The organism is Pandoraea terrigena (assembly GCF_902459705.1).
Taxonomy (GTDB): Bacteria; Pseudomonadota; Gammaproteobacteria; order Burkholderiales; family Burkholderiaceae; genus Pandoraea; species Pandoraea terrigena.
Map to the genome: position 1 here is coordinate 910,270 of NZ_CABPRU010000001.1, position 26,627 is coordinate 936,896.

Annotated in this window: 27 protein-coding genes and 1 other RNA gene; 17 read left to right on the forward strand and 11 right to left on the reverse strand. The window is 64.9% G+C overall.

Translation table 11 applies throughout. The features are described 5' to 3' along the window. Positions 1–13: 13 nt before the first annotated feature. Positions 14–424: RNase P RNA component class A (gene rnpB / locus PTE31013_RS04160), an RNA gene on the forward strand. A 91-nt stretch (positions 425–515) separates the two neighbouring features. On the opposite strand, the gene PTE31013_RS04165 is transcribed toward rnpB, so the two are convergent. Further along, a complete protein-coding gene (locus tag PTE31013_RS04165) occupies positions 516–938 on the reverse strand; it encodes an OsmC family protein (protein WP_150611515.1) in 423 nt (140 codons plus the stop codon). A 636-nt stretch (positions 939–1,574) separates the two neighbouring features. Between PTE31013_RS04165 and rplM the strand changes: the two genes are divergently transcribed. From rplM to erpA, 4 genes are all read left to right on the forward strand, one after another. Next, positions 1,575–2,003, forward strand: a complete 429-nt coding sequence (rplM, locus tag PTE31013_RS04170; protein ID WP_010805091.1) for a 50S ribosomal protein L13 — start codon at positions 1,575–1,577, stop codon at positions 2,001–2,003. 10 nt (positions 2,004–2,013) lie between these two features. After that, on the forward strand, positions 2,014–2,409 hold the full coding sequence (gene rpsI / locus PTE31013_RS04175; RefSeq protein ID WP_010805092.1) for a 30S ribosomal protein S9: 396 nt from the start codon (positions 2,014–2,016) through the stop codon (positions 2,407–2,409). 182 nt (positions 2,410–2,591) lie between these two features. After that, complete coding sequence (gene argC / locus PTE31013_RS04180) at positions 2,592–3,635, forward strand: N-acetyl-gamma-glutamyl-phosphate reductase (protein ID WP_150611516.1); 1,044 nt, start codon at positions 2,592–2,594, stop codon at positions 3,633–3,635. A gap of 97 nt (positions 3,636–3,732) precedes the next feature. Beyond that, a complete protein-coding gene (gene erpA, locus PTE31013_RS04185) occupies positions 3,733–4,098 on the forward strand; it encodes an iron-sulfur cluster insertion protein ErpA (protein ID WP_058377438.1) in 366 nt (121 codons plus the stop codon). Positions 4,099–4,207: 109 nt separating this feature from the next. Here erpA and PTE31013_RS04190 read toward each other — a convergent pair whose 3' ends face one another. Both PTE31013_RS04190 and PTE31013_RS04195 read right to left on the reverse strand, forming a co-directional pair. Further along, positions 4,208–5,356, reverse strand: a complete 1,149-nt coding sequence (locus PTE31013_RS04190; RefSeq protein ID WP_150611517.1) for an anhydro-N-acetylmuramic acid kinase — start codon at positions 5,354–5,356, stop codon at positions 4,208–4,210. 97 nt (positions 5,357–5,453) lie between these two features. Next, entirely contained in the window at positions 5,454–6,824 is a 1,371-nt protein-coding gene (locus tag PTE31013_RS04195) for a M23 family metallopeptidase (protein ID WP_150611518.1), read from the reverse strand. A 198-nt stretch (positions 6,825–7,022) separates the two neighbouring features. Here PTE31013_RS04195 and tyrS point away from each other — a divergent pair, with 198 nt between their 5' ends. The 4 genes from tyrS (at position 7,023) to PTE31013_RS04215 (ending at position 10,361) form a co-directional block, all read left to right on the forward strand. Further along, positions 7,023–8,267, forward strand: coding sequence for a tyrosine--tRNA ligase (gene tyrS / locus PTE31013_RS04200; RefSeq protein WP_150611519.1), 1,245 nt, complete (start codon positions 7,023–7,025; stop codon positions 8,265–8,267). Between the two features lie 43 nt (positions 8,268–8,310). Further along, the gene (gene dtd / locus PTE31013_RS04205) at positions 8,311–8,778 is read left to right on the forward strand and encodes a D-aminoacyl-tRNA deacylase (RefSeq protein ID WP_150611520.1); all 468 of its coding nucleotides are present in this window, start codon (positions 8,311–8,313) and stop codon (positions 8,776–8,778) included. A 169-nt stretch (positions 8,779–8,947) separates the two neighbouring features. Further along, a complete protein-coding gene (locus tag PTE31013_RS04210; protein WP_150611521.1) occupies positions 8,948–9,574 on the forward strand; it encodes a YbhB/YbcL family Raf kinase inhibitor-like protein in 627 nt (208 codons plus the stop codon). Positions 9,575–9,659: 85 nt separating this feature from the next. Next, complete coding sequence (locus PTE31013_RS04215; protein ID WP_150611522.1) at positions 9,660–10,361, forward strand: histidine phosphatase family protein; 702 nt, start codon at positions 9,660–9,662, stop codon at positions 10,359–10,361. A 39-nt stretch (positions 10,362–10,400) separates the two neighbouring features. Here PTE31013_RS04215 and PTE31013_RS04220 read toward each other — a convergent pair whose 3' ends face one another. From PTE31013_RS04220 to ruvC, 3 genes are all read right to left on the reverse strand, one after another. Continuing rightward, a complete protein-coding gene (locus PTE31013_RS04220) occupies positions 10,401–11,387 on the reverse strand; it encodes an oxygenase MpaB family protein (protein WP_246173880.1) in 987 nt (328 codons plus the stop codon). Positions 11,388–11,441: 54 nt separating this feature from the next. Next, positions 11,442–12,512 (reverse strand): Holliday junction branch migration DNA helicase RuvB, encoded by a 1,071-nt coding sequence (ruvB, locus tag PTE31013_RS04225; RefSeq protein ID WP_150611523.1) that lies wholly within the window; start codon positions 12,510–12,512, stop codon positions 11,442–11,444. 139 nt (positions 12,513–12,651) lie between these two features. Beyond that, positions 12,652–13,194, reverse strand: a complete 543-nt coding sequence (ruvC, locus tag PTE31013_RS04230; protein WP_150611524.1) for a crossover junction endodeoxyribonuclease RuvC — start codon at positions 13,192–13,194, stop codon at positions 12,652–12,654. Between the two features lie 301 nt (positions 13,195–13,495). Between ruvC and PTE31013_RS04235 the strand changes: the two genes are divergently transcribed. From PTE31013_RS04235 to PTE31013_RS04245, 3 genes are all read left to right on the forward strand, one after another. Then, complete coding sequence (locus PTE31013_RS04235; protein WP_150611525.1) at positions 13,496–13,912, forward strand: CopD family protein; 417 nt, start codon at positions 13,496–13,498, stop codon at positions 13,910–13,912. A 105-nt stretch (positions 13,913–14,017) separates the two neighbouring features. Next, the gene (locus PTE31013_RS04240; RefSeq protein WP_150611526.1) at positions 14,018–14,638 is read left to right on the forward strand and encodes a 2-hydroxychromene-2-carboxylate isomerase; all 621 of its coding nucleotides are present in this window, start codon (positions 14,018–14,020) and stop codon (positions 14,636–14,638) included. Positions 14,639–14,711: 73 nt separating this feature from the next. Continuing rightward, positions 14,712–15,692 (forward strand): NAD(P)-dependent oxidoreductase, encoded by a 981-nt coding sequence (locus PTE31013_RS04245; protein WP_150611527.1) that lies wholly within the window; start codon positions 14,712–14,714, stop codon positions 15,690–15,692. A gap of 78 nt (positions 15,693–15,770) precedes the next feature. On the opposite strand, the gene PTE31013_RS04250 is transcribed toward PTE31013_RS04245, so the two are convergent. Next, positions 15,771–16,616 carry a MurR/RpiR family transcriptional regulator gene (locus PTE31013_RS04250; protein WP_150611528.1) on the reverse strand — a complete coding sequence of 282 codons (846 nt, stop codon included), beginning with the start codon at positions 16,614–16,616 and terminating at the stop codon, positions 15,771–15,773. Between the two features lie 300 nt (positions 16,617–16,916). Between PTE31013_RS04250 and edd the strand changes: the two genes are divergently transcribed. The 5 genes from edd (at position 16,917) to PTE31013_RS04275 (ending at position 22,877) form a co-directional block, all read left to right on the forward strand. Next, the gene (edd, locus tag PTE31013_RS04255) at positions 16,917–18,749 is read left to right on the forward strand and encodes a phosphogluconate dehydratase (RefSeq protein WP_174978429.1); all 1,833 of its coding nucleotides are present in this window, start codon (positions 16,917–16,919) and stop codon (positions 18,747–18,749) included. 36 nt (positions 18,750–18,785) lie between these two features. Continuing rightward, the gene (gene eda, locus PTE31013_RS04260) at positions 18,786–19,412 is read left to right on the forward strand and encodes a bifunctional 4-hydroxy-2-oxoglutarate aldolase/2-dehydro-3-deoxy-phosphogluconate aldolase (protein WP_150611529.1); all 627 of its coding nucleotides are present in this window, start codon (positions 18,786–18,788) and stop codon (positions 19,410–19,412) included. Between the two features lie 142 nt (positions 19,413–19,554). Continuing rightward, positions 19,555–20,910, forward strand: a complete 1,356-nt coding sequence (locus PTE31013_RS04265) for a GntP family permease (protein WP_150611530.1) — start codon at positions 19,555–19,557, stop codon at positions 20,908–20,910. 70 nt (positions 20,911–20,980) lie between these two features. Continuing rightward, entirely contained in the window at positions 20,981–21,514 is a 534-nt protein-coding gene (locus PTE31013_RS04270) for a gluconokinase (protein WP_150611531.1), read from the forward strand. A 49-nt stretch (positions 21,515–21,563) separates the two neighbouring features. Further along, the gene (locus tag PTE31013_RS04275) at positions 21,564–22,877 is read left to right on the forward strand and encodes a THUMP domain-containing class I SAM-dependent RNA methyltransferase (RefSeq protein WP_150611532.1); all 1,314 of its coding nucleotides are present in this window, start codon (positions 21,564–21,566) and stop codon (positions 22,875–22,877) included. 81 nt (positions 22,878–22,958) lie between these two features. Here the strand turns inward: PTE31013_RS04275 and PTE31013_RS04280 are convergent, their stop codons facing one another. The 4 genes from PTE31013_RS04280 to PTE31013_RS04295 form a co-directional block, all read right to left on the reverse strand. Next, positions 22,959–24,029, reverse strand: coding sequence for a hypothetical protein (locus PTE31013_RS04280; RefSeq protein ID WP_150611533.1), 1,071 nt, complete (start codon positions 24,027–24,029; stop codon positions 22,959–22,961). Between the two features lie 134 nt (positions 24,030–24,163). Continuing rightward, positions 24,164–24,925: a 5'-methylthioadenosine/adenosylhomocysteine nucleosidase gene (locus tag PTE31013_RS04285; protein WP_150611534.1), complete on the reverse strand. Its 762-nt coding sequence runs from the start codon at positions 24,923–24,925 to the stop codon at positions 24,164–24,166. A gap of 101 nt (positions 24,926–25,026) precedes the next feature. Next, on the reverse strand, positions 25,027–26,469 hold the full coding sequence (locus PTE31013_RS04290) for an NAD(P)(+) transhydrogenase (Re/Si-specific) subunit beta (RefSeq protein WP_150611535.1): 1,443 nt from the start codon (positions 26,467–26,469) through the stop codon (positions 25,027–25,029). Beyond that, positions 26,466–26,627, reverse strand: a 162-nt coding sequence (locus PTE31013_RS04295) for a proton-translocating transhydrogenase family protein (protein ID WP_174978415.1), incomplete at its 5' end; no start/stop codon positions are given. The genes PTE31013_RS04295 and PTE31013_RS04290, both read right to left, overlap by 4 nt.

Below are 26,627 nucleotides of genomic sequence, written 5' to 3' on the forward strand. Positions count from 1 at the left end.
CACTTCGGCCCGCAGAGTCGGCCAGACAATCGCCGCCTCCCGTTTGGGAGGGGGAGGAAAGTCCGGACTCCACAGGGCAGGGTGATGGCTAACGGCCATCCGTCGTGAGACGCGGAACAGGGCAACAGAGAACAGACCGCCGATGGCCCCTGGCGCAAGCCAGGTGGATCAGGTAAGGGTGAAACGGTGCGGTAAGAGCGCACCGCGGCGTGCGGCAACGCACACGGCACGGTAACCTCCACCCGGAGCAATTCCAAATAGGCAGGTGAACGGCATGCGCCTTGTGCGGATGCCGGCAACGGGGCCCCCGGGAGCCTGCGGGTAGGAAGCTTGAGCGGCGCAGCGATGCGTCGCCTAGAGGAATGATTGTCAGGCGCGGCGCGAGCTGCGTTCACAGAATCCGGCTTATCGGCTGGCTCTGCATCCAAACAAGACACAAAAGGCTCCCGATGGGAGCCTTTTGTGCTTCTGGCGCTGTCGCCGTGGCGGCGAGTGAGTGTGGCGCGCGCGGAAGCTCAGCCTTCGACGATCTCGACGCTATGCGTGATCTGCGCCGTCTTCGCGAGCATGATCGACGCCGAACAGTACTTGTCGTGAGAGAGCGTCACGGCGCGCTCCACCGTGGCGGGGTTCAGATTGCGGCCAGTGACGGTAAAGTGGAAGTGAATCTTGGTGAAGACCTTCGGGTCTTCGCTGGCGCGCTCCGCCTTGAGCGTGACGCTGCAATCCTTCACTTCGGCGCGGCTCTTCTTGAGAATCAGCACCACGTCATACGCGGTGCAGCCACCCGTGCCCACCAGCAGCATTTCCATCGGGCGCGGTGCCTGATTATGGCCGCCACCTTCCGGTGCGCCGTCCATTGCGACAATGTGGCCGCTTCCCGTCTGCGCTACGAAGGCCATGCCATCCTGGCCCATCCAACTCACCTTGCATTCCATATTCCGAAACCCCGATATCCCGTTCAAGCGAAAATTGTAACGGCTTACGCAAAGGTGCGTATGACGCCGAGCGAAACCCCAGGACGTTGGCCGTAATCCCTTGGGTTGCTGCGCCGCAATATTGACGCTTTTTTGATCGGGTTTTCAGGCGGATAAACCCTAAATCTAGATTTTCGACGCTATTGAGCGTGCCGGTACATGAGGATTTGTTGATGTAACTGTTTGATTTCAAAGAAAATTGTTCGACGTCTATCATTTTCATGAAATTTCACATTATGGTTATTGATTTCGCACTATAAATTTTCTTGCGTCGCAGCATTGCGTTTGCTAGACTTCAGTCATTGGTTGTTGTGCTTCACAGCAATTCTGCCAGTGTCTCCTCCACCCTCCTCCTTTGGTGGATTTAACCCGGACCCATGAGGTTCGGGTTTTTTTTGTGCGATCGGAAACGCGGTTTACTGGTCGGTGGTTTTTTCTGTATAATCAACGGCTTTTCCGGAAATGCCCACGGAAGATACATCAGGGAGAGCCTGCAAGCACAGGACTGCGCCATGCGACGCAAATCGCGAGGACGCGGCCGGCAGACAAGCAGGAAGTTGATGTTAATGGGGCAAATGTATTTTATTTGGATCGATCATGAAGACGTTTTCCGCTAAGCCGGCAGAGGTGACGCGCGAATGGTTTGTGATTGACGCGACGGACAAAGTCCTCGGCCGTGTCGCCAGCGAAGTGGCACGCCGTCTGCGCGGCAAACACAAACCGGAATTCACGCCGCACGTTGACACGGGTGATTACATCATCATCGTCAATGCTGCCAAGCTGAAAGTCACGGGCGCAAAGCAAACCGACAAGAAGTACTACCGTCACACGGGTTACCCGGGCGGTATCTACGAAACCACGTTTGGCAAAATGCAAGAGCGCTTCCCGGGCCGTGCGCTCGAGAAGGCCGTGAAGGGCATGCTGCCGAAGGGTCCGCTGGGCTACGCGATGATCAAGAAGCTGAAGGTTTACGCCGACGGTAACCATCCGCACGAAGCGCAGCAACCGAAGTCGCTCGAGATCTAAGGGCCACGCCATGTTCAAAAACGATTGGAATTACGGCACCGGCCGTCGCAAGAGCGCTGTTGCTCGCGTGTTCATCAAGGCTGGCAAGGGCGACATCGTCGTCAATGGCAAGCCGATCAAAGAGTACTTCGCTCGCGAAACGTCGCTGATGATTGTCCGTCAGCCGCTCGAGCTGACCAACCACGCTGAAACGTTCGACATCAAGGTCAACGTGTCGGGCGGCGGTGAAACGGGTCAGGCCGGTGCGGTTCGTCACGGCATCACCCGCGCACTGATCGACTACGACGCGACGCTCAAGCCGACGCTGTCGACCGCTGGCTTCGTCACGCGCGATGCTCGTGAAGTCGAACGTAAGAAGGTTGGTCTGCACAAGGCCCGCCGTCGCAAGCAATTCTCGAAGCGTTAATCGCCCGGGTGCTTGTTTGCATCCGCCTCTGGGGGATGCAAGGAAAGGCCGCCTCGTGCGGCCTTTTTTCTATTTGCGGCGCCTCCCGCGCGTATGCCCCGGCGCCGCGTCAAGCGCGTCGCCGTCCCACGCGTGTCGCGGAAGCTTGATAGAATCGCGGTTCTGATTGAAAGGGGTAGGACATGGTCAAGGTGGGTATCGTAGGCGGCACCGGCTATACCGGTGTGGAGCTGCTCCGTTTGCTGGCGCAGCACCCGGAAGTGAAGTTGACGGCGATCACCTCGCGCAAGGAAGCGGGTACGCCGGTCGCCGACATGTATCCGAACCTGCGAGGCCGTGTCGACCTGGCATTCTGCACGCCTGACGACGCCCGTCTGACCGATTGCGACGTGGTGTTCTTCGCCACGCCGCACGGCGTGGCCATGGCACAGGCGCGCGAGCTCCTCGCCGCCGGCGTGCGTGTGATCGATCTGGCGGCAGACTTTCGCCTGAAAGACATCGCCACGTTCGAAAAGTGGTACGGCCTGCCGCATGCTTGCCCCGACATTCTCGAAGAGGCCGTCTACGGCCTGCCCGAGATCAACCGTGAGAAGATCAAGAGCGCGCGCGTCATCGGTCTGCCGGGCTGCTACCCGACGTCCGTGCAATTGGGTTATGCGCCGCTGTTTGCCGGTGGCCGCAAACTGGTTGATCCGAAGCACCTGATCGCCGACGCGAAGTCGGGCGCGAGCGGTGCGGGCCGCAAGGGTGAAACGTCGCTGATCCTCGCGGAGACGGCCGACAACTTCAAGGCCTACGGCGTGAAGGGCCATCGCCATCACCCGGAAATCAAGCAGGGTCTGGAGGCGATCGCGGGCTACGAAGTGGGCCTGACGTTCGTGCCCCATCTGCTGCCAACGATTCGCGGCATTCACTCGACGCTTTATGCGACGATCCTGCCCGAAGCGCGCGACACCGATTTCCAGGCGCTGTTCGAGACGTATTACGCGGGCGAGCCGTTTGTCGACGTGCTGCCGGCCGGCTCGATGCCGGAAACGCGCTGGGTGCGCGCATCGAATTATGTCCGAATGGCAGTGCATCGCCCGGGCAACGAAGACACGCTGGTGATCCTCGTCGTCGAGGACAATCTGGTCAAGGGCGCGTCTGGTCAGGGCGTGCAGTGTATGAACCTGATGTTCGGCTTGCCGGAAAACCTGGGGCTGACCCATATTCCCGTACTGCCGTAACGGTATTTATCGTCTCTAAGCCATTGATTTTTCTGCCGTCGGCACAATTATGGATTAGAGACTAGAATGGTACCGAACCGATATTTGGAGATTTGCGATGAACGCACCGCTTGAGGCCGCCGTCACGGAAATGCCCGCTTTCCTGGTCTTTACCGACAGCGCCGCGGACAAGGTCAAGCAACTGATCGACGAGGAAGGCAACCCCGAGCTGAAACTGCGCGTTTTCGTGCAGGGTGGCGGTTGCTCCGGCTTTCAGTATGGTTTCACCTTCGATGAAGACGTCAACGAAGACGATACCGTGCTCGACAAGAACGGCGTGTCGCTACTGATCGACTCGATGAGCTATCAATACCTCGTCGGCGCCGAGATCGACTATAAGGAAGACATCAACGGCGCGCAGTTCGTGATCAAGAACCCGAACGCTTCCACGACCTGTGGCTGCGGTTCTTCGTTCTCGGTCTGAACGGCACACGAACGTAGTATCTGAATGCAGTATGAGACGGGGCCCGCAAGGGCCCTTTCTCATTGGTGCGTCACTTCGTCGCTTCCGGCGTTCTCGTGGCCCGCCCCGCTCAGTGCGGGTAGATCGCGCCGAGAATGCGAGGGCCCTGTGCGCCGGTGACCGACGCAAGATTTCCCGGTTGCCTGACCAGGCAGCGCTGGGCGAGCCAGGCGAAGGCGCGGGCCTCGACCTGCTGCGGCGGTACGCCGAGCACCTCGGTCGTGGCGACGCTCACGCCCGGCAGGCGGGTTGCGATGGCTTGCATGAGTGCATGATTGCGCGTTCCGCCGCCACAGGCGTAGAAGCCCCGGCAGTCGGGCGCGTAGCGCAACACGTCGTCGGTGACACATTGTGCGGTCAGCGCGACGAGCGTGGCCTGGACATCCACGGGAGACACGCCCGGCACGCTCGCCAGACGCGCATCCAGCCATTCGGCGCGGAACAGGTCGCGACCGGTGCTCTTCGGAGGTGCCTGGCGGAAGTAGGATTCGCTCAGCAAGGCGGCCAGCAAGGCGCCGCTGACGCGCCCGCTGGCGCCCCAGGCCCCTGCGTCGTCATACGACGTGCCGAGATGGCGCGCCGCCCAGCCGTCGAGTAGCGCATTGCCGGGGCCGCAATCGAAGCCGGAGACAGGCTGGCCTGATGCCGCTGCCGGCAAAATCGTCACATTGCTGATGCCGCCGAGATTGCAGACGACGCGCGTTTGCCCGGCGTCCGAAAACATCGCCTGATGATAGGCGGGCACGAGTGGCGCGCCTTGGCCGCCCGCCGCGACATCCCGGCTGCGAATATCCGCAACGACATCGATGCCGGTCAATTCCGCGAGCAGTGCAGGCGCGTTGAGCTGGCGCGTGTAGCCAATTCCATCGAACTCGCCCGGCCGATGACGGATCGTCTGTCCGTGTGCGCCGATGGCCGCGACGGCCGACGCAGGCAATCCTGCCGTAGCGAGCAGCTCGCGCACACAGTCGGCATAGACCCGTACCAGCGCGTTCGCCGCCAGCGCCTCGCGATGCAATTCGTTTTCCGAGGGGGCCTGCAACACCATCAATGTTTCACGCAAGTCGCCGGGAAACGGGAGATAGGCTTCTGCGAGCACCTGTCCGGTGGCTGACGCGACGAGCACGCCATCGACACCGTCGAGGCTGGTGCCGGACATCAGGCCGATGAAGTGAGCGGGGGACGCCGGGGCGTCGAGGTGACGAGCGATGTCGGTCATGGGCGGAGCGGGGCGGGGCCGGAGAAATCGAATCCGCGCTGCGCGGCGCGACGTGTGCGTCACACATCGCGCCGCGCTGCGCGGTCTCCAGCATACCTCAATCGCGCTCGGCGACCTGCACGGTGCGCATCAAGTCGATGCGCTTGAGGAGATTCTCGGCGTACATGTCGAACAGCTTCAGGCGAGCCCCCGAGAGCGGTGCGACGGCTGCCACGTCGGTCGAGAACGGGTTGCGCGGCACGCCCTTGTAGCGCAGCTCGTAGTGCAGATGCGGGCCGGTGGCCCAGCCCGTCTGGCCGACGAAGCCGATGACCTGACCTTGCGTGACATGGGTGCCGGGCTTCATGCCCTGGCCGAAGCCGGACAGGTGAGCGTAACGCGTCTGGTAATTGCCCGCGTGATTGATCTCGACCAGGTTGCCGTAGCCGTTCTGCTTGCCGACGAACTTGACCACACCGTCGCCGGCCGCAAACACGCGCGTGCCGATAGGCGCCGCCAGATCCACGCCCTCGTGCTGCTTCCACTTGTGCTGGAACGGATGCTCGCGACCGCCGAAGGCCGACGAAATGCGCGAAAACTCGACCGGCGTGCGCAGGAACGCCTGCTTCAGGTTGCGGCCATCGAAGCCGTAATACGCGCCCTCGGGCGAGCCCTTCGGATCGGCGTACCAGATGGCCTGATGCGTCTTGCCCTGATTGATGAATTCGACGGCCAGCACGCGGCCCGTGCGAACGGTGCGATCCTGCTGCTTGATCACCTCGTACACGAGGCGGAAACGGTCGCCGCGGTGCACGCCGCGCTGGAAGTTGATCACCCCGGAGAAGATGGTCACCATCTGCGCGACGACGGCGTCGGGTACCCCGGCATCGTCCATCGCCGTGAAGAAATTACCCGCGATGGCCCCGGAGCGCATGGCCCATTCGGTATCGTTGGCAAGCTGTTCCATGCGCGCGCGCAGGCGACCGGCGTCGTTGCGATCGATCACCAGTTGCTGGGCCGCGGTGCCGCCGTTCGACAGCACGGTGGCGAGCGAGACGAGTTTGCCGTCGTCGTCGGTCTCGGCCTGCACGACATGCCCTGCGGGCACGCCGATCAGGCGCCGGGCGATGGCGTTATCGCGAATGAACCGCTCGGCCGCGGGGTCCTGGATCGACAGCCGCGAGAGCATGTCGCCAAGGGTTTCGCCGCGGCGCAGGGCCACTTGATGGATAAAGGTCTGGGTTTGCGCGTCGAGCTGCTGGATCTGTTTGGCCAGGTCGGGGAAGGTGAGCGGTAACGTCACGCTCGCCCCGTTGCGGGCCGCGTCGGGCACCATCGGTGCCACGCCGAAAGCGGTCACCATCCCCAACGCCAGGGTCGAACCGACCGTTGCCACGATTTGCACCTTCCTGCGACGGTGCTTGGGCTGGGTGGGATCGATCAGGGTCAGCAGTTCACGCGCAAAAAAATCACGGAGTTTTGGCCACATCACGTAAAATTCTGCGCAACTTACAAAAAAGCCCGGGCGGAGCGACACGCTTCGAGATTGCCTGCCGGAATTCCGGGGCAACCCGGCGTCGCTTCGGCCCGAGCCGAGAATTGAGCGGCGATTATAGCAGAGCCGCCGCGGCTTCCGCCTTTACTGACTGCTCAAGGGAAACCCTGAACCAGTCCGGACAACGATGTTATGACAAGTGAACACGTACTCACCTCGGAAAAGAAGTATCCCGTGACCGACGCCGCGCGGGCTGCGCTGGCGATTGCCAAGCGCGGTTGCGACGAGCTGCTCGTGGAAGAGGAGTTCCTCCAGAAGCTGGCACGCAGCGAAGCGACCGGCAAGCCGCTGCGCATCAAGCTGGGGCTGGATCCGACGGCGCCGGACATCCACATCGGCCACACCGTGGTGCTCAACAAGATGCGCCAGTTGCAGGATCTGGGGCATACAGTCATTTTCCTGATCGGCGATTTCACGTCGCTGATCGGTGACCCGTCGGGCCGTAACAGCACGCGTCCGCCGCTTACCCGCGAACAGATCGAGTCGAACGCCAAGACCTATTTCGAGCAGGCCGCGCTGGTGCTCGACCGCAACAAGACCGAAATTCGCTACAACAGCGAATGGTCGATGAAGCTGGGCGCGGACGGCATGATCAAGCTCGCGTCACGCTACACGATGGCGCGCATGCTCGAGCGCGAGGACTTCACCAAGCGCTTCCAGGGGGGCGTGCCCATTGCCATCCACGAATTCCTCTATCCGCTCATGCAGGGTTACGACTCGGTCGCCCTGGAGTCGGACCTGGAGCTCGGCGGCACCGACCAGAAGTTCAACCTGCTCGTGGGCCGTGAATTGCAGAAGCAATACGGCCAGGAGCCGCAGTGCATCCTGACGATGCCGCTGCTCGAAGGATTGGACGGCGTCGAGAAGATGTCGAAGTCCAAGGGCAATTACGTGGGCATCAGCGAGAAGCCGAGCGAGATGTTCGGCAAGCTCATGAGTATCTCGGACGACCTGATGTGGCGTTACTACGAGTTGCTCTCGTTCCGCTCGCTCGAGGAGATCGCGCAACTGCACAAGGACATCGAGGGCGGGCGCAATCCGCGCGACGTGAAGGTGCTGCTCGCGCAGGAGATCGTGGCCCGTTTCCATTCCCAGGCCGATGCCGAGCGCGCGCTCGACGACTTCAACGCGCGCGCCAGAGGTGGTGTGCCGGACGACATTCCGGAAGTTTCCCTCGACGGAGCCCCGCTGGGGATTGCGCAGGTCCTCAAGCAGGCCGGTCTGGTGCCGTCGACGTCGGAAGCCAACCGTAACATCGAGCAGGGCGGTGTGCGGATCGACGGCGAGGCGCTGTCCGACAAGGGCGCGAAGATCGACGCCGGCACCTATGTCGTGCAGGTCGGCAAGCGTCGCTTCGCGCGCGTGACGCTCGCTTGAGCGCCCGCTCCGGATCGCCGGCCATGTTGCGCGCGCTGCCGCGATGATTGCGCTTATCCAGCGCGTGCTCGAAGCCGCCGTAACGGTCGATGGCCGCACGGTAGGCGCCATCGGCCCGGGCCTGCTCGCCCTGGTGTGCGCCGAGCGTGGCGACACCGAGGCGAGCGCGGACAAACTGCTCGCGAAGCTGCTCGGCTATCGCGTCTTCTCGGACGACGCGGGCAAGATGAACCGCAGCGTGTCGAGCCTCGACGGCAACGGCGCGGTCGGCGGCTTGTTGCTCGTCTCGCAGTTCACGCTGGCGGCCGATACCAACAGCGGCACCCGGCCGAGCTTCACCCCGGCGGCCAGTCCGGCCGACGGCAAGCGGCTCTTCGATCATTTCGTGACGCAGGCGCGTGCGCGCCATCCGATCGTGGAGACGGGCGAATTCGGCGCGTACATGCGCGTCTCGCTCGTGAACGACGGGCCGGTCACGTTCTGGCTTCAGACGCGTCCCGACGCCCACTGACGTTCGTGGCAGTGGGCTTGGCGGCGCCATGCGCCACATGCCGCACTCGCCAAGGTCTTATCCCGAAAATTGCTCGGAATCGTCTGGATGTGGGCGGGCGCCCGCACGCGATTCGCATCGGTGTGATACCGTCGTCGAGTTCCGAAACGACAATGCTTGGGAGATACCGATGAAAGTCTGGAGTGACTCGTTTGCCGACAATGCGGCGATAGATGAACAGTTCGCCTTCGGCAAACCGGATGCACAGGCGCACGTGGCGCTGTCGCAGAACAAGAATCCCCATCTGGCGTGGTCCGATGCGCCCGCCGGTACGCGTTCGTTTGTCGTGATCTGTACCGACAGCGACGTGCCGAGCCAGGGCGACGACGTCAACCGGGAAGGCCGCGAGGTGCCTGCGGATCTGCCGCGCGTCGATTTCTATCACTGGGTGCTCGTTGACATACCGGCGTCGGTGTCCGAGATTCCGGCCGCCAGCCACAGCAATCACGTCACGCCGCGCGGCAAGTTCGGCCCCGACGCGCTCGACGGCATGCGTCACGGCATCAACGACTACACCGCCTGGTTTGCGGGCGACGAGAGCATGAGCGGCGATTACTACGGCTACGACGGCCCGTGTCCGCCGTGGAACGACACGATCGTGCACCACTACCACTTCACCGTGTACGCACTCGATATTGCCCGTGTGCCGCTCGACGGCCGCTTCGGGGGGGATGACGTCCGCGCGGCGATTCAGCCGCATGTGCTTGGGCAGGCGCGCGTGACCGGCACCTACACGCTCAATCCGACGCTGGCCTGACGGGACTCCGCTGGCCTCCCGCTCGCTTTGGCTCACGCCACACGCAACACGCAATACGCAATACGCAACCGCATCGATGACTGGCATGACCACCACCCTGACTTTGATTCGCCATGGCGAGACTGACTGGAACCGCGCCAAACGGATCCAAGGGCACACCGATATCCCGCTCTCGACCGAGGGCGAGCATCAGGCGGTCTTGCTGGGGCAGCGTATTGCGCGCGAGGTGGCGGCGCGTGGGCGCGTGTTCGACCAGGTGCTTACGAGCGATCTGCAACGCGCGGTGCAGACGGCAGCGCCCGTCGCACGCGCGTGCGGCTTGCCGCTCGTGCGCACGGCGAGTCTGCGCGAGCGCCACTACGGGGTCTTCGAAACCCGTGTGCCCGACGAGATCCAGGCGGAATTTCCGCAGGACTACGCGCGGTGGCAGAGCCGCGATCCCGATTTCGTGATTCCCGGCGGCGAGTCCACGCGAGGTTTCTACACGCGCATCACCGAGTCCGTTGCCCAGTTGCTGCGCGACCATGCGGGCCAGCATCTGGCGCTGGTGGCGCACGGTGGTGTGCTCGATTGCTGCTATCGGCTCGCAACGCGGCTGGCACTGACCGAGCCGCGTGCGTATCCGTTGCTCAATGCGAGCGTGAATCGCCTGGCCCACGATGGCCAGCGCTGGCACGTGCTGTGTTGGGGGGATGTCACGCATCTGGACGCCGCCGTGCGCGACGAAAGCAACGACAGGCCGGAGGGCGCTGCCGGCATGGATCGCGTCGATCCGCGCGTGGTGTAACGGGCGGGTCGGGGCAGGGGCCGTGCCGCGCAGACGCGCCTAGCGTTCCTGCGTTGACTGCACGACCACGACATCGGGCGTCGCCAATGCGCGGCGCCGCGCGCGGTGCGCCACGCTGTTGCGCATCGACCAGCGGGCGACCTGCGCCATGTGACGCACCGCGGGGCGCACCGTCAAGCGGCGCACCGTCGCCCCATCCTCGAAGCCGAGCATCGACTGCGACCAGTCGGGCAGCAGGTCGATGCCTGCGCGAAACAATACGCCGCTGAACAGGCGCGCGCCCGTAAACGGCGCGGGCAGATGGCGCAACACGCGCACGACTTCGTCGGTGCGCTCGCTCGTGCGCAAGGCCGGGCGCATGGCCGCGAGATAGTCGTCGATCTGGGCGACACTCGTCGGCACGTCGCGTGCGCCCAGCGCCACCGCAATGCGTGAGACTTCCGCGTAATACCGATCCTGCTCGCTGCGGGCGAACGCCGGATCCTTGTAGACGAGATAGCTGCGCAGGAAGCTGGACGTCTCGGCCACATGGACCCAGGTCAGCAGATCGGGGTCGTAGGCGGCGTAGGCGCGCCCGTCGGGCGCGATGCCCTTGACCTGCAGGTGGATGCGTCGCACCCGTTCGAGCAGCGCCTGTGCGTCGGCCGTATTGCCGAAGGTCGTGCCGCCGATGAATGTCGCCGTGCGGCGCAGACGGCCGATCACGTCCTGCCGGAACGTCGAGTGATCCCAGACCCCGGCCATCGCGAGCGGGTGCAACGACTGCATCAGCAGCGCGCTGACGCCGCCGATCATCATGGCCGTGAAGTCGCCGTGCACGTGCCAGCAGGCGGCGTCCGGGCCGAACAGGCCGGGGTCGCCGGCTGGTGTGTCGTAGTTCAGGCGCGGTGCGCCGGGGCCGGAGGTCAGGCTGACCAGCCGCATGGCGATCGCGTGCCGCACACGCCCCGACACGCCCACCACCGGTCCGGCGGGCCGCAGGGGCGTTGCCGGAGGCGGTGTCGGGAGGTCGTCGTGCGAGGACATGCTGGGTTCAGCAGAAGACGAGTGAGAGTGGCGATGAGCGCGGGGCGGCGGGTATCACTTGCCGGTGGCGTCGGGCGACCAGAGTGAACCGCTGTCCGGCGCACTGCCGGGCGCCGCCAGACCGAAGTGACGATACGCAGCGAGCGTCGCGACGCGTCCGCGAGGCGTACGTTGCAGGAAACCCTGCTGGATCAGGTACGGCTCGATCACGTCTTCGATCGTATCGCGCTCTTCGCCGATGGCGGCGGCGAGATTGTCGACGCCCACCGGCCCGCCATCGAATTTGTGGAGCACGGCTTCGAGCAGCTTGCGGTCCATCACGTCCAGGCCGACCGGATCGACGTCGAGCATCGAGAGTGCGGCGTCAGCCACGGCGGCGGTAATGCGCCCGTCGGCCCTCACTTCGGCGTAATCGCGCACACGGCGCAGCAAGCGGTTGGCGATACGTGGCGTGCCGCGCGCGCGCCGGGCGATCTCGTACGCGCCGTCGTCGACGATGGCCGCCCCGAGCAGGCCGGCCGAGCGGCGCACGATGCCCGCCAGTTCTTCGGCCGTGTAGAACTCCAGACGTGCGACGATCCCGAAGCGGTCGCGCAACGGATTCGTCAGCATGCCGGCGCGCGTGGTCGCCCCCACGAGCGTGAATGGTTGAAGATCGAGCTTGACGCTGCGCGCCGCCGGGCCTTCCCCGATCATGATGTCGATCTGATAGTCCTCGAGCGCCGGGTACAGGATTTCCTCGACGACCGGCGAAAGCCGGTGGATTTCGTCGATGAACAGCACGTCGTTGGCCTCGAGATTGGTCAGCAGCGCGGCGAGGTCGCCCGGGCGCTCGAGCACGGGACCCGACGTCTGGCGCAAATGCACGCCCATTTCGCGGGCGATGATGTGGGCGAGCGTTGTCTTGCCCAGGCCCGGCGGACCGAAGAGCAGCACGTGGTCGAGCGGTTCCGAGCGCTTGCGCGCCGCCTCGATGAAGATTTCCAACTGGCCGCGCACCTTGCGCTGGCCAACGTACTCGTCAAGCAGCTTGGGACGCAGCGCGCGCTCGAACGCTTCTTCGTTAGGCGAGGCCGGGGTCGGCGCAATGATGCGCTCGGCGGCGAGTTTGTCGGTTTCGATCATGGCTGCATTGTAGCGCTTCGGACGTCGCTTGCCGGGACGGGGCCGCACGGTATCCCGCGACGTACGGCGATGTCCGCGGCCGTGACGGCAACGGTGATTGTGACGGTGAGTATGACGGTGAGTATGACGGTAGCGCCGCTCAGCCGACCAGCCGGCCGCGTCGCACGCGCAGGCCCTTGGCTGCAAGGGTCGGGGCGACATTGACCAGCGCCGAGTACGTCTCGCCGCTGTGGGCGTGGCAGATGGCGACGCCCAGCGCGTCCGACGCATCCTTGCCCGGCGTGCCCGTGAGCGCGAGCAGGCGTGTGACCATCTCCTGCACCTGCTCTTTTCGGGCGCGTCCGTAGCCGACCACCGCTTGCTTGAGCTGCATCGGCGTGTATTCGAAGACCTCGAGCCCGCCGACCGACAGCGCCGTGATCGCCGCGCCGCGCGCCTGTCCGAGCAGCAGCGTGGATTGCGGATTGACGTTGACGAATACTTTCTCGATGGCGGCCTGGTCCGGCCGGTAGGTGTCGACCAGTTCCGCCACGCTTTCAAAGATGATGCGCAGCCGCGCGGGCAACGTGCCGTCGCCGGTGCGGATGACGCCGCTCGTCACATATTGCAGACGGCTGCCGTGTTTTTCGAGCACGCCGAAACCAGTGACGCGCAGCCCGGGGTCGATGCCAAGAATTCTCATGCGGGGGCCAGTGATCGGGGTGCCGACCAATGCGGGCGAAGAAGCCAATATGGCCCGTATTCTGGCACAGCCGCGCGAGGGCGTCGCCGAAGTCGTGTTTTGCCGGATGAGACGCACCAACGCCGCGCGCCAACACGTGACGGCCCGAAGCGCGAGGGCGATGCTGGCCGCGTCGCGTCGATATGCCGCGGGTCCCCAGCGCGAACGCGCGGGACGTTGGCCGTCACGATGCGCCGGATTGTTGTACATTGCTTGCTGTTCAAAATATTTGACGGCCTGCGTGCGGGCTGCCCCGTCCCCGATGCTCTGGATCAAAGCGCTGCACATCGTTTTCGTCGCCTCGTGGTTCGCCGGCCTGTTCTATCTGCCGCGCATTTTCGTCAACCTCGCGATGGAGAGCGATCCCGCTGCCACGCAGCGTCTGCTGCTCATGGCCCGCAAGCTCTATCGCTTCATGACGATTTTGGCGGTGCCCGCGCTCGCTTTCGGACTGATCCTCTGGCTGCACTACGGGATCGGACGCTACAGCGGCTGGTTGCACGCCAAGCTGCTTGTCGTGGTGTTGCTGCTGGGGTTTCACCACGCGTGCGGCCGTTTGCTGCGCAAATTCGAAACCGGCCGCAATACGCATTCGCATCGCTGGTATCGTTATTTCAACGAATTTCCAGTGTTTGGGCTGCTCGCGGCGGTGATCCTCGTGGTCGTCAAGCCGTTCTGACGCGTCGGTCATTTTTCAACCTCGTCGGCGCGCATCGCCAGCGCCGACCACAGTCCCGTCCAGCGCCCACCCGGGCCAACCGCTGTTAGCCGAGAGGAGTCTGCCGTGAGTCTGACTTGCGATTATTTCGTGGCGCCGCCGTCGCCCTATGTCTACATGGGGCAGGCCCGCTTTGTCGAACTGGCACGTCGCTACGACGTGAAGATCCAGTTGAAGCCGATGGACATCGGCCGCATCTTCGCCGTCTCGGGCGGCTTGCCGCTGGCCAAACGTGCGCCGCAGCGGCAAGCGTATCGTCTGGTCGAGCTGGCGCGCTGGTCCCGCTATCTTGGCGTGCCGCTCAACCTGGAACCGAAGCACTTCCCGGTGGCGGGCGATCTGGCGGCGCGGTGGATCGTCGCCGCGCAACTCGCCTATGGAACCGACCAGGCGCTTGCGCTGACGGCCGCCATTTCGAAGGCGCTTTGGGCCGAGGAGCGCAACATTGCCGACCCGGCGACGTTGCAGGCCATCGCCGAGCACCTGTCGCTCGACGGCGCGGCGCTGCTCGCTGCGTCGGAGGAGGCCGGCGTGCAGGCGACCTACGCCGCCAACACCGACGAGGCCGAACGTGCTGGCGTCTTCGGCGCGCCGTGGTTCGTGTTCGACGGCCAGCCCTACTGGGGGCAGGACCGCCTCGATTTTCTCGAGCGGGCGTTTGCCGACGCGCAGGGCGCTCGGCGCTGACCCGGCAAGCCGATCATGTCGTCCGCTGCCTGCGGGTGCTGGTAGCGGCAATCCCCCCCAAGGAGTGACGCGGATGAGTCGTCCGGAAGTGGTGTTGTACAAGGAAGTGCCGCCGGACGTGCGCGCGCGATTGGCCGAGGCATTTACGTTGACGGAATTCGACGGGGTGAACGACGGCAATCGCGCGGAATTCGCCGCCGCGCTGGGCCGCGCCGAGGGCGCCATCGGCGGGGGCATGACCGTCACGCCGGCGTGGCTCGATGCGGCACCGAAGCTCAAGGCCTGGGCCACCATTTCCGTGGGCTACGATCAGTTCGACGTACCCGATCTCACGCGTCGCGGCATCGTGCTGATGAACACGCCCGATGTGCTGACGCAAACCACGGCGGACACCGTCTTCGCACTGATTCTGTCGAGCGCCCGGCGAGTGGTCGAACTGGCAGAGCTGGTGAAGTCGGGCGGCTGGACGGGGAGTCTCGGCGAGGCACATTTCGGTACCGACGTGCAAGGCAAGACGCTCGGCATCGTCGGCATGGGCCGTATCGGCGGCGCGGTCGCGCGTCGTGCCGCGCTCGGCTTCGGCATGAAGGTGCTGTACAGCAACCGCTCGCGCAACGAGGCCGCCGAGCAGGCGTACGGCGCGCAGCACCGGACGCTCCCGGCGTTATTGGCAGAAGCCGACTTCGTCGTGACGCTGGTGCCGCTGTCGCCGGCGACTGAACGGTTGATCGGGGCGAGCGAGTTCGCGCAGATGAAGCCGGGTGCGATCTTCATCAACGCCGCGCGTGGCAAGGTGATCGACGAAGCCGCGCTCATCGATGCGCTGGCGTCGGGCCATCTGCGTGGGGCCGGTCTCGATGTGTTCGAGCGCGAGCCGGTGTCGGTCGATTCGCCGCTGCTGAAGATGAAGCAAGTGGTCGCGCTGCCGCATATCGGTTCGGCCACGCACGAGACGCGCCATGCCATGGCCGCGTGCGCGGCGGACAACCTGATCGCTGCGCTGACCGGTAAGCCGCTGCAGAACGCGGTCAATCCGCAGGCGCAGCAGCGCTGAACGAGCGCGAGGCGGAAGAGCGCGTCAGCGACGTGAACGTAACGAACGTGAGGCGAGGCGGGCGAGGCGTCGCCGTGGCTATCGCCCTTCGCTCGTCGTCCTGCGCCGGTTGATGACTTCCTTCGCGCGGGCGAGTTGTGTGGGCAGGCGGTCGCCCAGGCGCAACGCCATGCCCACGGCGAGCACGTCGCCGATGGCGAGGTGTGCGATGCGCGAGGTCAGCGGCGAGTAGACGTCGGTGTCTTCGTCGACATCGGCGAAGAGCGCCACACTCGCCTGCCGCGCCAGCGGCGAGTTGCTGTGCGTGATCGCAATCACGCTTGCGCCCGCGTTTCGTGCCAACTGGACGGCTTCGAGCAGATCCTGCGTGCGCCCGGTGTTGGATATTGCCACCACCACATCCCCCTGTTGCAGCAGCGCGGCCGACATCCCATAGACGTGCGGGTCGTTGTACGCCACGGTCGGCACCCCGAGTCGGAAGAACTTGTGCTGCATGTCCTGTGCGGCAATCCCTGACGCTCCCGCACCGTAGAACTCGATGCGCCGTGCCCCGGCCAGCAATTCGATGGCTTGCCCGATGCTGTCGGGCGAGAGGTTGTTGCGAACCTGCATGAGGCTGCCAATGGTGCGGTCGAGCACTTTGCTGGCGATGCCCGGCACCGGCTCGTCGGGCCGGACATCGCGATGCACGAACGGTACCCCTTGGGCGATGCCCTGTGCCAAGCGGATCTTGAACTCGCGATAGCCACTGCATCCCACTGCCTGGCAGAACCGGGCAATCGTCGGCTGACTGACGTTGGCGCGCTCGGCAAGTTCGTTCATCGACAGATCGACGACTTCGCGCGGCGCGTCCAGTACATAGGCCGCGAGCTTGCGCTCGGACGGGCGCAATTGGGTCAGCGTGGCTTCGATTCGGTTCAGCATGGTGAGCATCGGCAAAAGCAGGCGCCCACTATAGCACCCGCCGGCCCCCGCGCTACGGCGCGGAAGCCGGTATTCACGTGCGCAAGTTGCGGCAGAAATGTACAAAAACTACAGAAATTCTTCATCCCGCATTATGGATTTGAATTTCTTGATACGGGATAATTTCACGCAACTACCGGAAATTGCTAGGTACAAGCCCGGATGCTGACGTCTTTCGATTGATGGGATGTAGAATTTCTACTAAACTCCGCTCCGAATCGCACCTACCCTGGGTGTGTCGCAATCCCGTTCCCCGGCATGATGTCTGAGCAAACGAAGCCCCTGCACCCGACCGTAATGGCCGTCACGGCGCGCATTGGCGCGCGCAGCCGCGACACGCGTACGGCGTATCTGGCCCGCATCGATGCGAGCGCTGGCCGCTTCCCGCAGCGCGGCGCGCTGTCATGCGCGAATCTGGCGCATGGTTTCGCGGCCATGCCGGCGAATGACAAGCTCGTACTGCGTGAGCAGCGTCGCCCGAATGTCGGCGTCGTCACGGCATACAACGACATGCTCTCGGCGCACCAGCCGTACGAGTCGTATCCGGCGCGACTGCGCGACGCCGCGCGCAAACTTGGCGCCACGGCGCAGGTCGCGGGCGGTGTGCCGGCGATGTGCGACGGCGTCACGCAAGGCAACGCGGGCATGGAGCTGTCCCTGTTCTCGCGCGAGATCATCGCCATGAGCACCGCCGTCGCGCTTTCACACAACATGTTCGATGCCGCGCTGATGCTCGGCGTGTGCGACAAGATCGTGCCGGGCCTGGTGATCGGCGCGTTGCAGTTCGGTCATCTGCCGACGATCTTCGTGCCGGCGGGTCCGATGGCCAGCGGCTTGTCGAACGACGAGAAGGCGAAGATCCGCCAGGCGTATGCCACCGGCAAGGTCGGCCGCGACGCGCTGCTCGAAGCCGAGTCGCAGGCCTATCACGGTGCCGGCACCTGCACGTTCTATGGCACTGCCAACAGCAATCAGCTCCTGATGGAAATCATGGGCCTGCATCTGCCGGGGGCGGCCTTCGTGCATCCGCAGACACCGTTGCGCGACGCGCTGACCGACGCCGCGCTTGCGCGCGTGCTGGCCATCGGCGCCGACACGCCCAACTACACTCCCATCGGTCATGTGGTCGACGAGCGTGCCGTCGTCAACGGCATCGTCGGCCTGCTGGCCACGGGCGGCTCCACCAATCACACGCTCCACCTCGTGGCGATGGCTCGCGCGGCGGGCGTCATCATCGATTGGGACGATTTCGACGCCTTGTCGGCAGTCGTCCCCCTCATGGCGCGCGTCTACCCGAACGGCAAGGCGGACGTGAACCATTTTCATGCGGCCGGCGGCATGGGCTTCCTGATCGGCGAATTGCTCGACGCTGGCTTGCTGCACGGCGACGTCAAGACCGTGGCTGGTCCGGGTCTCGCGCGATACCGAGCCGAGCCGTGGCTCTCGCCCGACGGACTGGCGTGGCGCGCTGGCAGCGCCTACAGTGGTGATCGTGACGTCCTGCGCGGCCATGCCGAACCGTTCGCACCCGATGGCGGATTGCGGCTCATGCACGGCAATCTGGGGCGCGGCGTCATCAAGGTGTCGGCGGTCAAGCCGGAACATCGGCGCGTGGCCGCGACGGCACGCGTATTTGCGTCGCAGGAAGCGGTTCAGGCCGCATTCGATGCCGGCGAGTTGCGTCGCGACGTGGTCGTGGTGCTGCGCGGCCAGGGGCCGCGCGCCAATGGCATGCCCGAACTGCATCGCCTCACGCCGCTGCTCGGTGTCTTGCAGGACGAAGGGTTTGCGGTGGCGCTGGTGACCGACGGCCGGATGTCCGGCGCCTCGGGCAAGGTGCCCGCTGTCATTCATGTCTCGCCCGAAGCGGCCGGCGGTGGCCCGCTGACGAGGGTGTGCGACGGCGATTTCATCGTGCTCGACGCGAACGCCGGCATGCTGCATGTCGAGGTCGCGCCGCAGGCATGGGGCGCGCGCGAGGTGGCCGAGGTGCCGGTCTCGGGCGACGACACCGGGCGTCTGCTCTTCGGTCACATGCGCGCCGCCGTCGGCGCGGCAGAAGCGGGCGCGTCCGTGTTCTTCGGTTCTGAGTGATGTGCCCGTCACGTCGCTGCATTCAAGGAAAACGTAATGGACATCAATGACATCGTTCGTGCCGGCCCCGTGGTTCCGGTACTCCAGTTCGACCATGTCGAGCAGGGCGAACAAGTCGCGCGCGCACTGCTCGCGGGCGGCGTGCGGGTCCTCGAAATCACGCTGCGCACCCCGGCGGCGATGGACGTCATTCGCCATGTGGCGGGCTTGTCCGACGAACTGATTGTCGGCGTGGGCACGCTCACACGACCGGAAGAAATGGCGCAGGCTGTGGCCGCGGGCGCGCGCTTCGGCGTCTCGCCAGGCTATACGAGCGCGCTGGGCGCGGCGGCCAGGGCGGCAGGGCTGCCGCTGCTGCCGGGCGTGGTGACGCCGTCCGACATTCTCGCGGCGCTCGCGGACGGCTACGACACGGTGAAGTTCTTCCCGGCCGAACCGTCGGGTGGCGTGCCGATGCTCAAGGCGCTTTACGGGCCGTTCCGGCAGGTGCGTTTCTGTCCGACGGGCGGTATCAGCGCCGAGTCGGCGCCGACATATCTCGCGCAGCCGAACGTGGTGTGCGTAGGCGGTTCATGGCTGACGCCCAAGGCGCTCGTGGACGCGAAGGACTGGGACGGCATTACGCGTCTCGCGCGCGCAGCGAGTGCGTTGCCGCGCCGCTAGGCGGGGCAACGCGCTGAACGGTAGCGAGGCGAAGCATCGCCAGTGCCATCGAATCGAAACCAATCGTCGAATCCAACAATTCCAATAATCGGGCGTAAGCCCTCCGGGCATCCGCCCATCTAGCCAAACGAGGAGACCCCCCATGGTCGCGGTGCAAGGCAACTTGCTGCTGGTGTACGCGCTAGTCGCGGTAATCGCGCTGATTCTGCTGATCGCGCGTTTCAAACTGAATCCGTTTATCACGCTGATCGTCGTCTCGCTCGTGCTCGGACTGGCGGTGGGCATGCCGATGGGCGGGATCGTCAAGGCGTTCGAGACGGGCGTGGGCAACACGCTGGGGCACATCGCGCTGGTGGTGGGGCTTGGCACGATGCTCGGCAAGATGATGGCCGAGTCGGGCGGGGCCGAGCGCATTGCGCGCACGCTGATCGGCTTTTTCGGTGAGAAGAACGTGCACTGGGCAATGGTCGTGATCGCGTTCATCGTCGGTCTGCCGGTGTTCTTCGAAGTCGGTTTCGTGTTGCTGATTCCGATCGCGTTCAACGTCGCCAAGCGCACCGGCACGTCAATGGTGCTTGTGGGCATTCCGATGGTGGCCGGCCTGTCGGTCGTGCACGGCCTGATTCCGCCGCACCCGGCCGCGTTGCTGGCCGTGACGGCGTATAACGCGGACATCGGTCACACCATCATGTACGCGCTGATCGTCGGCATTCCGACGGCGGCGATTGCCGGCCCGCTGTTCGCGAAGCTCATGGCGCGTTACGTGGTGCCCAATCCGGACAATCCGCTGCTCTCGCAGTTCGTCGAGAAGGACCGTGCGCTCAACGAGCTGCCGGGCTTCGGCATCACGCTGTTCACGATCCTGCTGCCCGTGCTCCTGATGCTCATTGGTAGCTGGGCCGACCTGTTCTTCGCGCCGAAGACGTTCGCGAACGAATTCTTGCGCCTGATCGGCAACTCGGTGATGGCGTTGCTGATTGCCACGCTCGTGAGCTTTTTCACGTTCGGCAAACGGCGCGGCTTCAATCGCGACCAGATCCTGAAGTTCACCAACGAGTGCCTGGCGCCGATCGCCACGATTACGCTGGTGGTGGGGGCGGGCGGTGGTTTCGGGCGTATCCTGATGGACAGCGGCGTGTCGAAAGCGATCGTCGATGTGGCCACGCACGCGAACCTCTCGCCGCTGTTGCTGGGCTGGCTGGTGGCCGTGCTGATCCGTATCGCGACGGGCTCGGCCACGGTGGCAATGACGACGGCGTGCGGCATCGTCGCACCGATCGCGGCGGCCGCAGGCGTCACGGCGAAGCCGGAACTGATGGTGCTGGCCACGGGGGCGGGGTCGCTGATCCTGTCGCATGTGAATGACGGCGGATTCTGGCTGGTCAAGGAATATTTCAACATGACCGTGCCGCAGACCTTCAAGACCTGGACGGTTTGCGAGACGATCATTTCGGTCGTGGCGTTGCTGCTGACGCTCGGTCTCGCCACGGTGGTGTGAGGTCGCGATGCGGGGCGTGCAACACCGGCAACACGCTGACGTGAGTCAGCAGGTCACAAGGAGACGAGCCATGATCGTCGTGGTAATGGGCGTATCGGGCAGTGGCAAGAGCACGGTCGGGCAAATGCTCGCCGAGCGCCTGGGCTGCGGGTTTTCCGACGCGGATTCGTTTCACAGCGCCGCGAACATCGAGAAGATGCGGCGCGGTGAGGCGCTCAACGATAACGACCGTGCCCCCTGGCTGGCGGCGATTCGCGAGGCGATCGTCGCGCGCCGCGTGGGGGGGCGTCACCATGTGTTCGCGTGTTCGGCGTTGCGCTCGCGCTATCGCGACGTGCTTGGCGAGCACGACGGCGACGTTGTGTTCGTCTACCTGAAGGGCGCCCCCGAGGTGATCGGCGAGCGGTTGGCCTCGCGCGGGGGACACTTCTTCGACCCCGCGCTGCTGCAAAGCCAGTTCGACACGCTCGAAGAGCCGCGTGACGCGCTGGTGATCGACATCCGCGAGTCGCCCGACGCCATTGTCGAGATGCTGCTGCACAAACTCGCCGCCTGCCCGGGCGGCGAGCCGCTGACGCCGGCCGGGCAGGCGCGCGTACAATAGCGGTTTATTCCCTCCGCCGGCACCTCGCGTGCCGGTCGTACGCATCGAAATGGCATCCTTCGAATTCTTCGCACCCTGTCCTCGCGGACTGGAAGACGCGCTTGCCGCCGAGTTGGCAGAGCTGGGACGTCTGGCGCCCGTGTCGGTCGGCAAACAGGTGCCCGGTGGCGTGCATTTCGCCGGTCCGTGGGCGGCCGGCATGGCCGCCAACCTGCATTCGCGCATTGCGAGCCGCGTGCTGCTGCGCATCGCCCAGCAGGGATACCGGACCGAGCAGGACATCTATGCCTTTGCGCTCGCACAGCGCTGGGAAGACTGGTTCTCCAATCAGCAGACGCTGCGCGTGGATGTCACCGGCATCAAGGCGCCGGTGCGCAGCCTGGAATTCGTCACGCTGCGGATCAAGGACGCCGTGTGCGACCGCCTGCGCGAGAAGACCGGCGCGCGGCCGAACATCGATACGTCGCAGCCCGACGTGCGGGTGTTCGCCTTCCTGACCGCCACCGAGGCAACCCTCTATCTCGACACGTCCGGCGAAGCGCTGTTCAAGCGCGGCTGGCGCCTGGACAAGGGCGCGGCGCCGCTGCGCGAGAACCTGGCCGCCGGCATTCTGCGCCTGGCCGGCTGGCGCACCGATACGGCGGCCGACATGGTGCTGTACGACCCGATGTGCGGCAGCGGCACCTTCCTCGCCGAAGCCGCGCAGATCGCACTGGGCGTGCCCGCAGGCGCGGGGCGTCGCTTCGGGTTCGAGAAGCTCAAGGGCTACGACATTACCGCGTGGCAAACGCTGAAGGTGCAGGCCACGGACGCGCAGCGCGATGCGCGCGTGCGGGGCGTGCCGCCGACGATTTTCGGCAGCGATATCTCGGGCGACATGCTGGCCAAGGCGCGCGCCAACCTGGAGCGCGCGGGCGTGGGCGACATCGGCCTCAAGCAGGTGGATGCGCGTGATATGTCGCCGCCGGTGGATCGTCCGGGGATCATCGTCGCGAATCCGCCGTACGGCGAGCGTATCGAAGTGCGCGGGCGTCGCGGGGCACGCGATGCCGAAGACGGCGACGAATCGCCGGATGTGCAGGGCAATCGCGGTCCTCAGTTCCAGCGCAATCAGCCGGACGATGTCGACGCGGCGTTTTTCCGCGCCTTCGGCGATGCGCTCAAGCAGCGCTTCACCGGCTGGAGCGCGTACCTGCTGACGGCCGACATGAGCTTGCCGGGGCAGATGCGTCTGCGCGAATCGCGTCGTACGCCGCTGTTCAACGGTGCCCTGGAATGCCGTCTGTTCCGCTTCGACCTGATTGCCGGTTCTGTGCGAAAACGCGGGGAAGGCCAGGGCGAGGCGGGAGCGCCGCAAGCGTAAGCGAATCATCTCGTTTGGCAGGATGAGAAAAGACCGGCGACTTGCCGGTCTTTTGCTGTCTGCGAGCGGCGCGCCACGCGGCTAATGGTCGCCGGCAGCCGACCAGGCGGTGGGCCGGACCGCAATCGGCGCGGGCGGCGTTGCCCCACGCCGCTGTGCGGCCAACGTCGCGAGGCGTATACGTAGCTCGCTCGGTGTGATGGGCGCGCGTGCCGGATCGCCCGTCAGGTTGTCCGGGTCGGACAGGTCGCTGTCATAGTCGAGGCCGGTGCGTGGCGAGTGTCCGGCAACATCCATGAATCCGACTGGTGTGACGTTCCTGAGCCATCGCTCCGTTTCGCAGGTGACGGCGTTCTCGGACACGATGTCATCACGGAAGGTCTCGCCGCGCGGGTCCGGATGAATTTCCCACACGTCGTCTCTCGCTTCCCAATGCGGCCAGAGCTGGCCGTCTGCACCGTAGTGTGTGTACGCCAGCGCCTGATACGCCTTGCGGCATGTCTCGCGCCGGGCACTATCGTCCGGTCGATCGCATGTCGCCGTATTGAGCAGTCGCGTGAGGCACCCCATGTCGCCCGACGATACGCTGTAGAAGTACACCCACTTGTTGGTGATGTCGAACGTCCACGGCACGGCGACGTCGTGACCGAACGCCTGGAGGATGCGCAGCGTCAGCACATCGTCGGCCACGTGCACGGGGTCATGGCGCTCCAGCACCGATCGCGCCCAGTCGTTCAAATTCGGCGTGGTCACGAGGCGCTCGAAGATGGACCAGCCCGTCGGGCGTGCGATCAGGCGTTGCACGAGATCGAGGGCAATGGTGGCGGGCAAGCCCGCGTCCCTGAGCGAATCGATCGTTACCTCGTGGTCTTCCAGCACGGCGAGCCGGCGCAGCGCCAATTGTTGTTGCGCGTTACGGGCCGGTTCGCCGACGGCCGTCTTGCCGACGTAGGGATCGATTTCGCGTCCGAACACACTGTCCGGATGTTCGGCGGCAAGCGTTATTGCGGCCTTCGTCGGATTGCACTTGGGATTGAGGGCCCTGATCTGGACGACGTCACTCCAGCACAGCGTTCGATAGTTCGGCGCCGGTGCCGGCGTACTCAGGCGCCCCGTTGGGCCGGTGCCGACGTGATGATTCTCGACGTTCATCGAAAGTCTCCTCTGGACAATATGAGAAATCGAATTGTCCGGAAGTCGTTCGGCGCAGGGTATCGAGATCGCTCGCCGGCATTGTCCAAACGGGGACGGAAGCCTCGCGGGGCAGACGGCGAGGCGCCGTCGGATTACGCGCGCCGTTGCGTCAGGAAACGGCGCAGAACGCCGTGCGAGTAATGGCTGGCCACCTCCCGCAGAAAGCGCGGAAAGTCGACGTGCGCGGTATCGTCGGCGCTATCGGAGAGCGTGCGCATCACGGCGAACGGGACACCGTACTCGTGACACACCTGGGCCACGGCGGCGCCTTCCATCTCCACGGCGAGCGTGTGCGGCAACGCGTCGCGCAGTCGGCTGACCTCGCCTGCGCTGGAGACGAACTGATCACCGCTCGCGATCTGCCCGATGTGCACGCGCGGGGCGGTCATCCGCCATTCGGTGCGCAACGCGACAGGCACTTGCGCCGCCATTTCGTCGGCGAGCCAGTCGCGCGCCGCAGTTGCGAGAGCGTCGCGCAGCGAGGGCGTGCTGGCGAAGGCGTCGCGCCCGAGCAGCGGGATTTCGAAGCGGGGGAAGAGGGGGCTGGCGTCCATGTCGTGCTGCACGAGCGTATCGGCCACCACGATGTCGCCGACGGACAGCCCGTGAGCGAGCCCGCCGGCCACGCCCGTGAAGACGAGTTCGTCGACCGCGAACCGGTGAATCAGTGCGGCGGTGGTGGCCGCCGCCGCGACCTTGCCGACACGCGCGAGCACGACGACACAGTCATGGCCATGCAGCTTGCCCACGTGGTATTCGCGCATGCCAATGGACTCGACGTGCGCGCCGGGCGCCATCTCGGCGAGCAGATCGGCAATTTCTTCGTGGAGGGCAGCGACAATGCCGAGCGTCATGGCGCGGTTCCTGAGTGCAATGAGGAGCGCGCATTGTAGCGCGGGGCTGCACGTTACCGTCCCGTGCAGCCCCGCCTTCCGGTCGAACCGAACGTGTTGTCTTATTCGACGGCCTTGACCATTTCCTCGACGACCTTCTTCGCGTCGCCGAACACCATCATGGTCTTGTCGAGATAGAACAACTCGTTATCCAGCCCGGCGTAACCCGCCGCCATCGAGCGCTTGTTGACAATGATCGTCTTGGCCTTGTAGGCCTCGAGAATCGGCATGCCGGCAATCGGCGAAGTCGGGTCGTTCTTCGCGGCCGGATTGACCACGTCGTTCGCGCCGAGCACCAGCACCACGTCCGTCTGCCCGAATTCGCCGTTGATCTCGTCCATCTCCAGTACCTGGTCGTACGGCACTTCGGCTTCGGCGAGCAGCACGTTCATATGGCCCGGCATGCGACCCGCCACCGGATGAATGGCGTAGCGCACATTCACGCCCTTTTCGGTGAGCTTGTCGGCCAACTCCTTCAGGGCGTGCTGCGCGCGGGCGACGGCCAGACCGTAGCCCGGCACGATCACCAGCGATTCGGCGTTGCTCATCAGGAACGCGGCATCATCCGGCGAACCCGACTTCACCGGGCGCTGCGGCTGCTCGCCACCCGCCGTACTCGCACCCGGCGTGGCACCGAAGCCGCCGAGAATTACGTTGAAGAACGAGCGGTTCATCGCGCGGCACATGATGTATGACAGAATCGCACCCGACGAACCGACCAGCGACCCTGCGATGATGAGCATCGGGTTGTTCAGCGAGAAGCCGATGCCGGCCGCCGCCCAGCCCGAGTACGAGTTCAGCATCGACACCACGACGGGCATGTCGGCCCCACCGATCGGGATGATGATGAGCACGCCGAGCACGAAGGCGATGGCCATCATCAGGATGAACGGCAGCCAGCTTTGCGACAGAAAGAAAATGACGCCGAAGCCGAGCATCGCGATGGCGAGCAGCAGGTTGATGGTGTGCTGCCCGGTGAACTGCACCGGCGCGCCCTGGAACAAGCGGAACTTGTATTTGCCCGAGAGCTTGCCGAAGGCGATGACCGACCCGGAGAACGTGATCGCACCGACGAACGTGCCGATGAACAACTCGATGCGATTACCCGAAGGCAGCACCGTTTCGCCGGCCGGCACGATGCCGAACGCGGACGGTTCCGCGACCGCCGCCACCGCGATACATACGGCGGCGAGACCGATCAGCGAGTGCATGGCCGCGACCAGCTCAGGCATCTTGGTCATCTCGACCTTGCGTGCGACGAACGCGCCGATACCGCCGCCGACTACCAGGCCCGCGAGGATCAAGCCGAGGCCCGAGTAGTTCCCGCCCATCAGACGGCGCAATTCGAAGATCAACGCAATCGTGGTGAGGGCCGCAATGGCCATCCCGATCATGCCGAATGCGTTGCCGCGCCGCGCCATCTTCGGGTTCGACAGGCCCTTGAGGGCCTGGATGAAACAGATCGACGCGACCAGATACAGCAGCGTGACGAGATTCATACTCATTGCTTGTCCCCCTCGGCGGCCTTGGCGGGCGCCTTGTCTTTCTTCTTGAACATCTCGAGCATGCGCTGTGTGACGAGGAAGCCCCCGAACACGTTCACCGCCGCGAGCGCCACGGCCACGACGCCCATCGTCTTGCCGAGCGGGCCTTCGGTGAGGCC

Coding starts and splice junctions, on each gene's coding strand:
- PTE31013_RS04165 (WP_150611515.1), bottom strand. CDS start 938: ATGGAATGCAAGGTGAGTTGGATGGGCCAGGATGGCATGGCCTTCGTA.
- rplM (WP_010805091.1), top strand. CDS start 1,575: ATGAAGACGTTTTCCGCTAAGCCGGCAGAGGTGACGCGCGAATGGTTT.
- rpsI (WP_010805092.1), top strand. CDS start 2,014: ATGTTCAAAAACGATTGGAATTACGGCACCGGCCGTCGCAAGAGCGCT.
- argC (WP_150611516.1), top strand. CDS start 2,592: ATGGTCAAGGTGGGTATCGTAGGCGGCACCGGCTATACCGGTGTGGAG.
- erpA (WP_058377438.1), top strand. CDS start 3,733: ATGAACGCACCGCTTGAGGCCGCCGTCACGGAAATGCCCGCTTTCCTG.
- PTE31013_RS04190 (WP_150611517.1), bottom strand. CDS start 5,356: ATGACCGACATCGCTCGTCACCTCGACGCCCCGGCGTCCCCCGCTCAC.
- PTE31013_RS04195 (WP_150611518.1), bottom strand. CDS start 6,824: ATGTGGCCAAAACTCCGTGATTTTTTTGCGCGTGAACTGCTGACCCTG.
- tyrS (WP_150611519.1), top strand. CDS start 7,023: ATGACAAGTGAACACGTACTCACCTCGGAAAAGAAGTATCCCGTGACC.
- dtd (WP_150611520.1), top strand. CDS start 8,311: ATGATTGCGCTTATCCAGCGCGTGCTCGAAGCCGCCGTAACGGTCGAT.
- PTE31013_RS04210 (WP_150611521.1), top strand. CDS start 8,948: ATGAAAGTCTGGAGTGACTCGTTTGCCGACAATGCGGCGATAGATGAA.
- PTE31013_RS04215 (WP_150611522.1), top strand. CDS start 9,660: ATGACCACCACCCTGACTTTGATTCGCCATGGCGAGACTGACTGGAAC.
- PTE31013_RS04220 (WP_246173880.1), bottom strand. CDS start 11,387: ATGTCCTCGCACGACGACCTCCCGACACCGCCTCCGGCAACGCCCCTG.
- ruvB (WP_150611523.1), bottom strand. CDS start 12,512: ATGATCGAAACCGACAAACTCGCCGCCGAGCGCATCATTGCGCCGACC.
- ruvC (WP_150611524.1), bottom strand. CDS start 13,194: ATGAGAATTCTTGGCATCGACCCCGGGCTGCGCGTCACTGGTTTCGGC.
- PTE31013_RS04235 (WP_150611525.1), top strand. CDS start 13,496: ATGCTCTGGATCAAAGCGCTGCACATCGTTTTCGTCGCCTCGTGGTTC.
- PTE31013_RS04245 (WP_150611527.1), top strand. CDS start 14,712: ATGAGTCGTCCGGAAGTGGTGTTGTACAAGGAAGTGCCGCCGGACGTG.
- PTE31013_RS04250 (WP_150611528.1), bottom strand. CDS start 16,616: ATGCTGAACCGAATCGAAGCCACGCTGACCCAATTGCGCCCGTCCGAG.
- edd (WP_174978429.1), top strand. CDS start 16,917: ATGTCTGAGCAAACGAAGCCCCTGCACCCGACCGTAATGGCCGTCACG.
- eda (WP_150611529.1), top strand. CDS start 18,786: ATGGACATCAATGACATCGTTCGTGCCGGCCCCGTGGTTCCGGTACTC.
- PTE31013_RS04265 (WP_150611530.1), top strand. CDS start 19,555: ATGGTCGCGGTGCAAGGCAACTTGCTGCTGGTGTACGCGCTAGTCGCG.
- PTE31013_RS04270 (WP_150611531.1), top strand. CDS start 20,981: ATGATCGTCGTGGTAATGGGCGTATCGGGCAGTGGCAAGAGCACGGTC.
- PTE31013_RS04275 (WP_150611532.1), top strand. CDS start 21,564: ATGGCATCCTTCGAATTCTTCGCACCCTGTCCTCGCGGACTGGAAGAC.
- PTE31013_RS04280 (WP_150611533.1), bottom strand. CDS start 24,029: ATGAACGTCGAGAATCATCACGTCGGCACCGGCCCAACGGGGCGCCTG.
- PTE31013_RS04285 (WP_150611534.1), bottom strand. CDS start 24,925: ATGACGCTCGGCATTGTCGCTGCCCTCCACGAAGAAATTGCCGATCTG.
- PTE31013_RS04290 (WP_150611535.1), bottom strand. CDS start 26,469: ATGAGTATGAATCTCGTCACGCTGCTGTATCTGGTCGCGTCGATCTGT.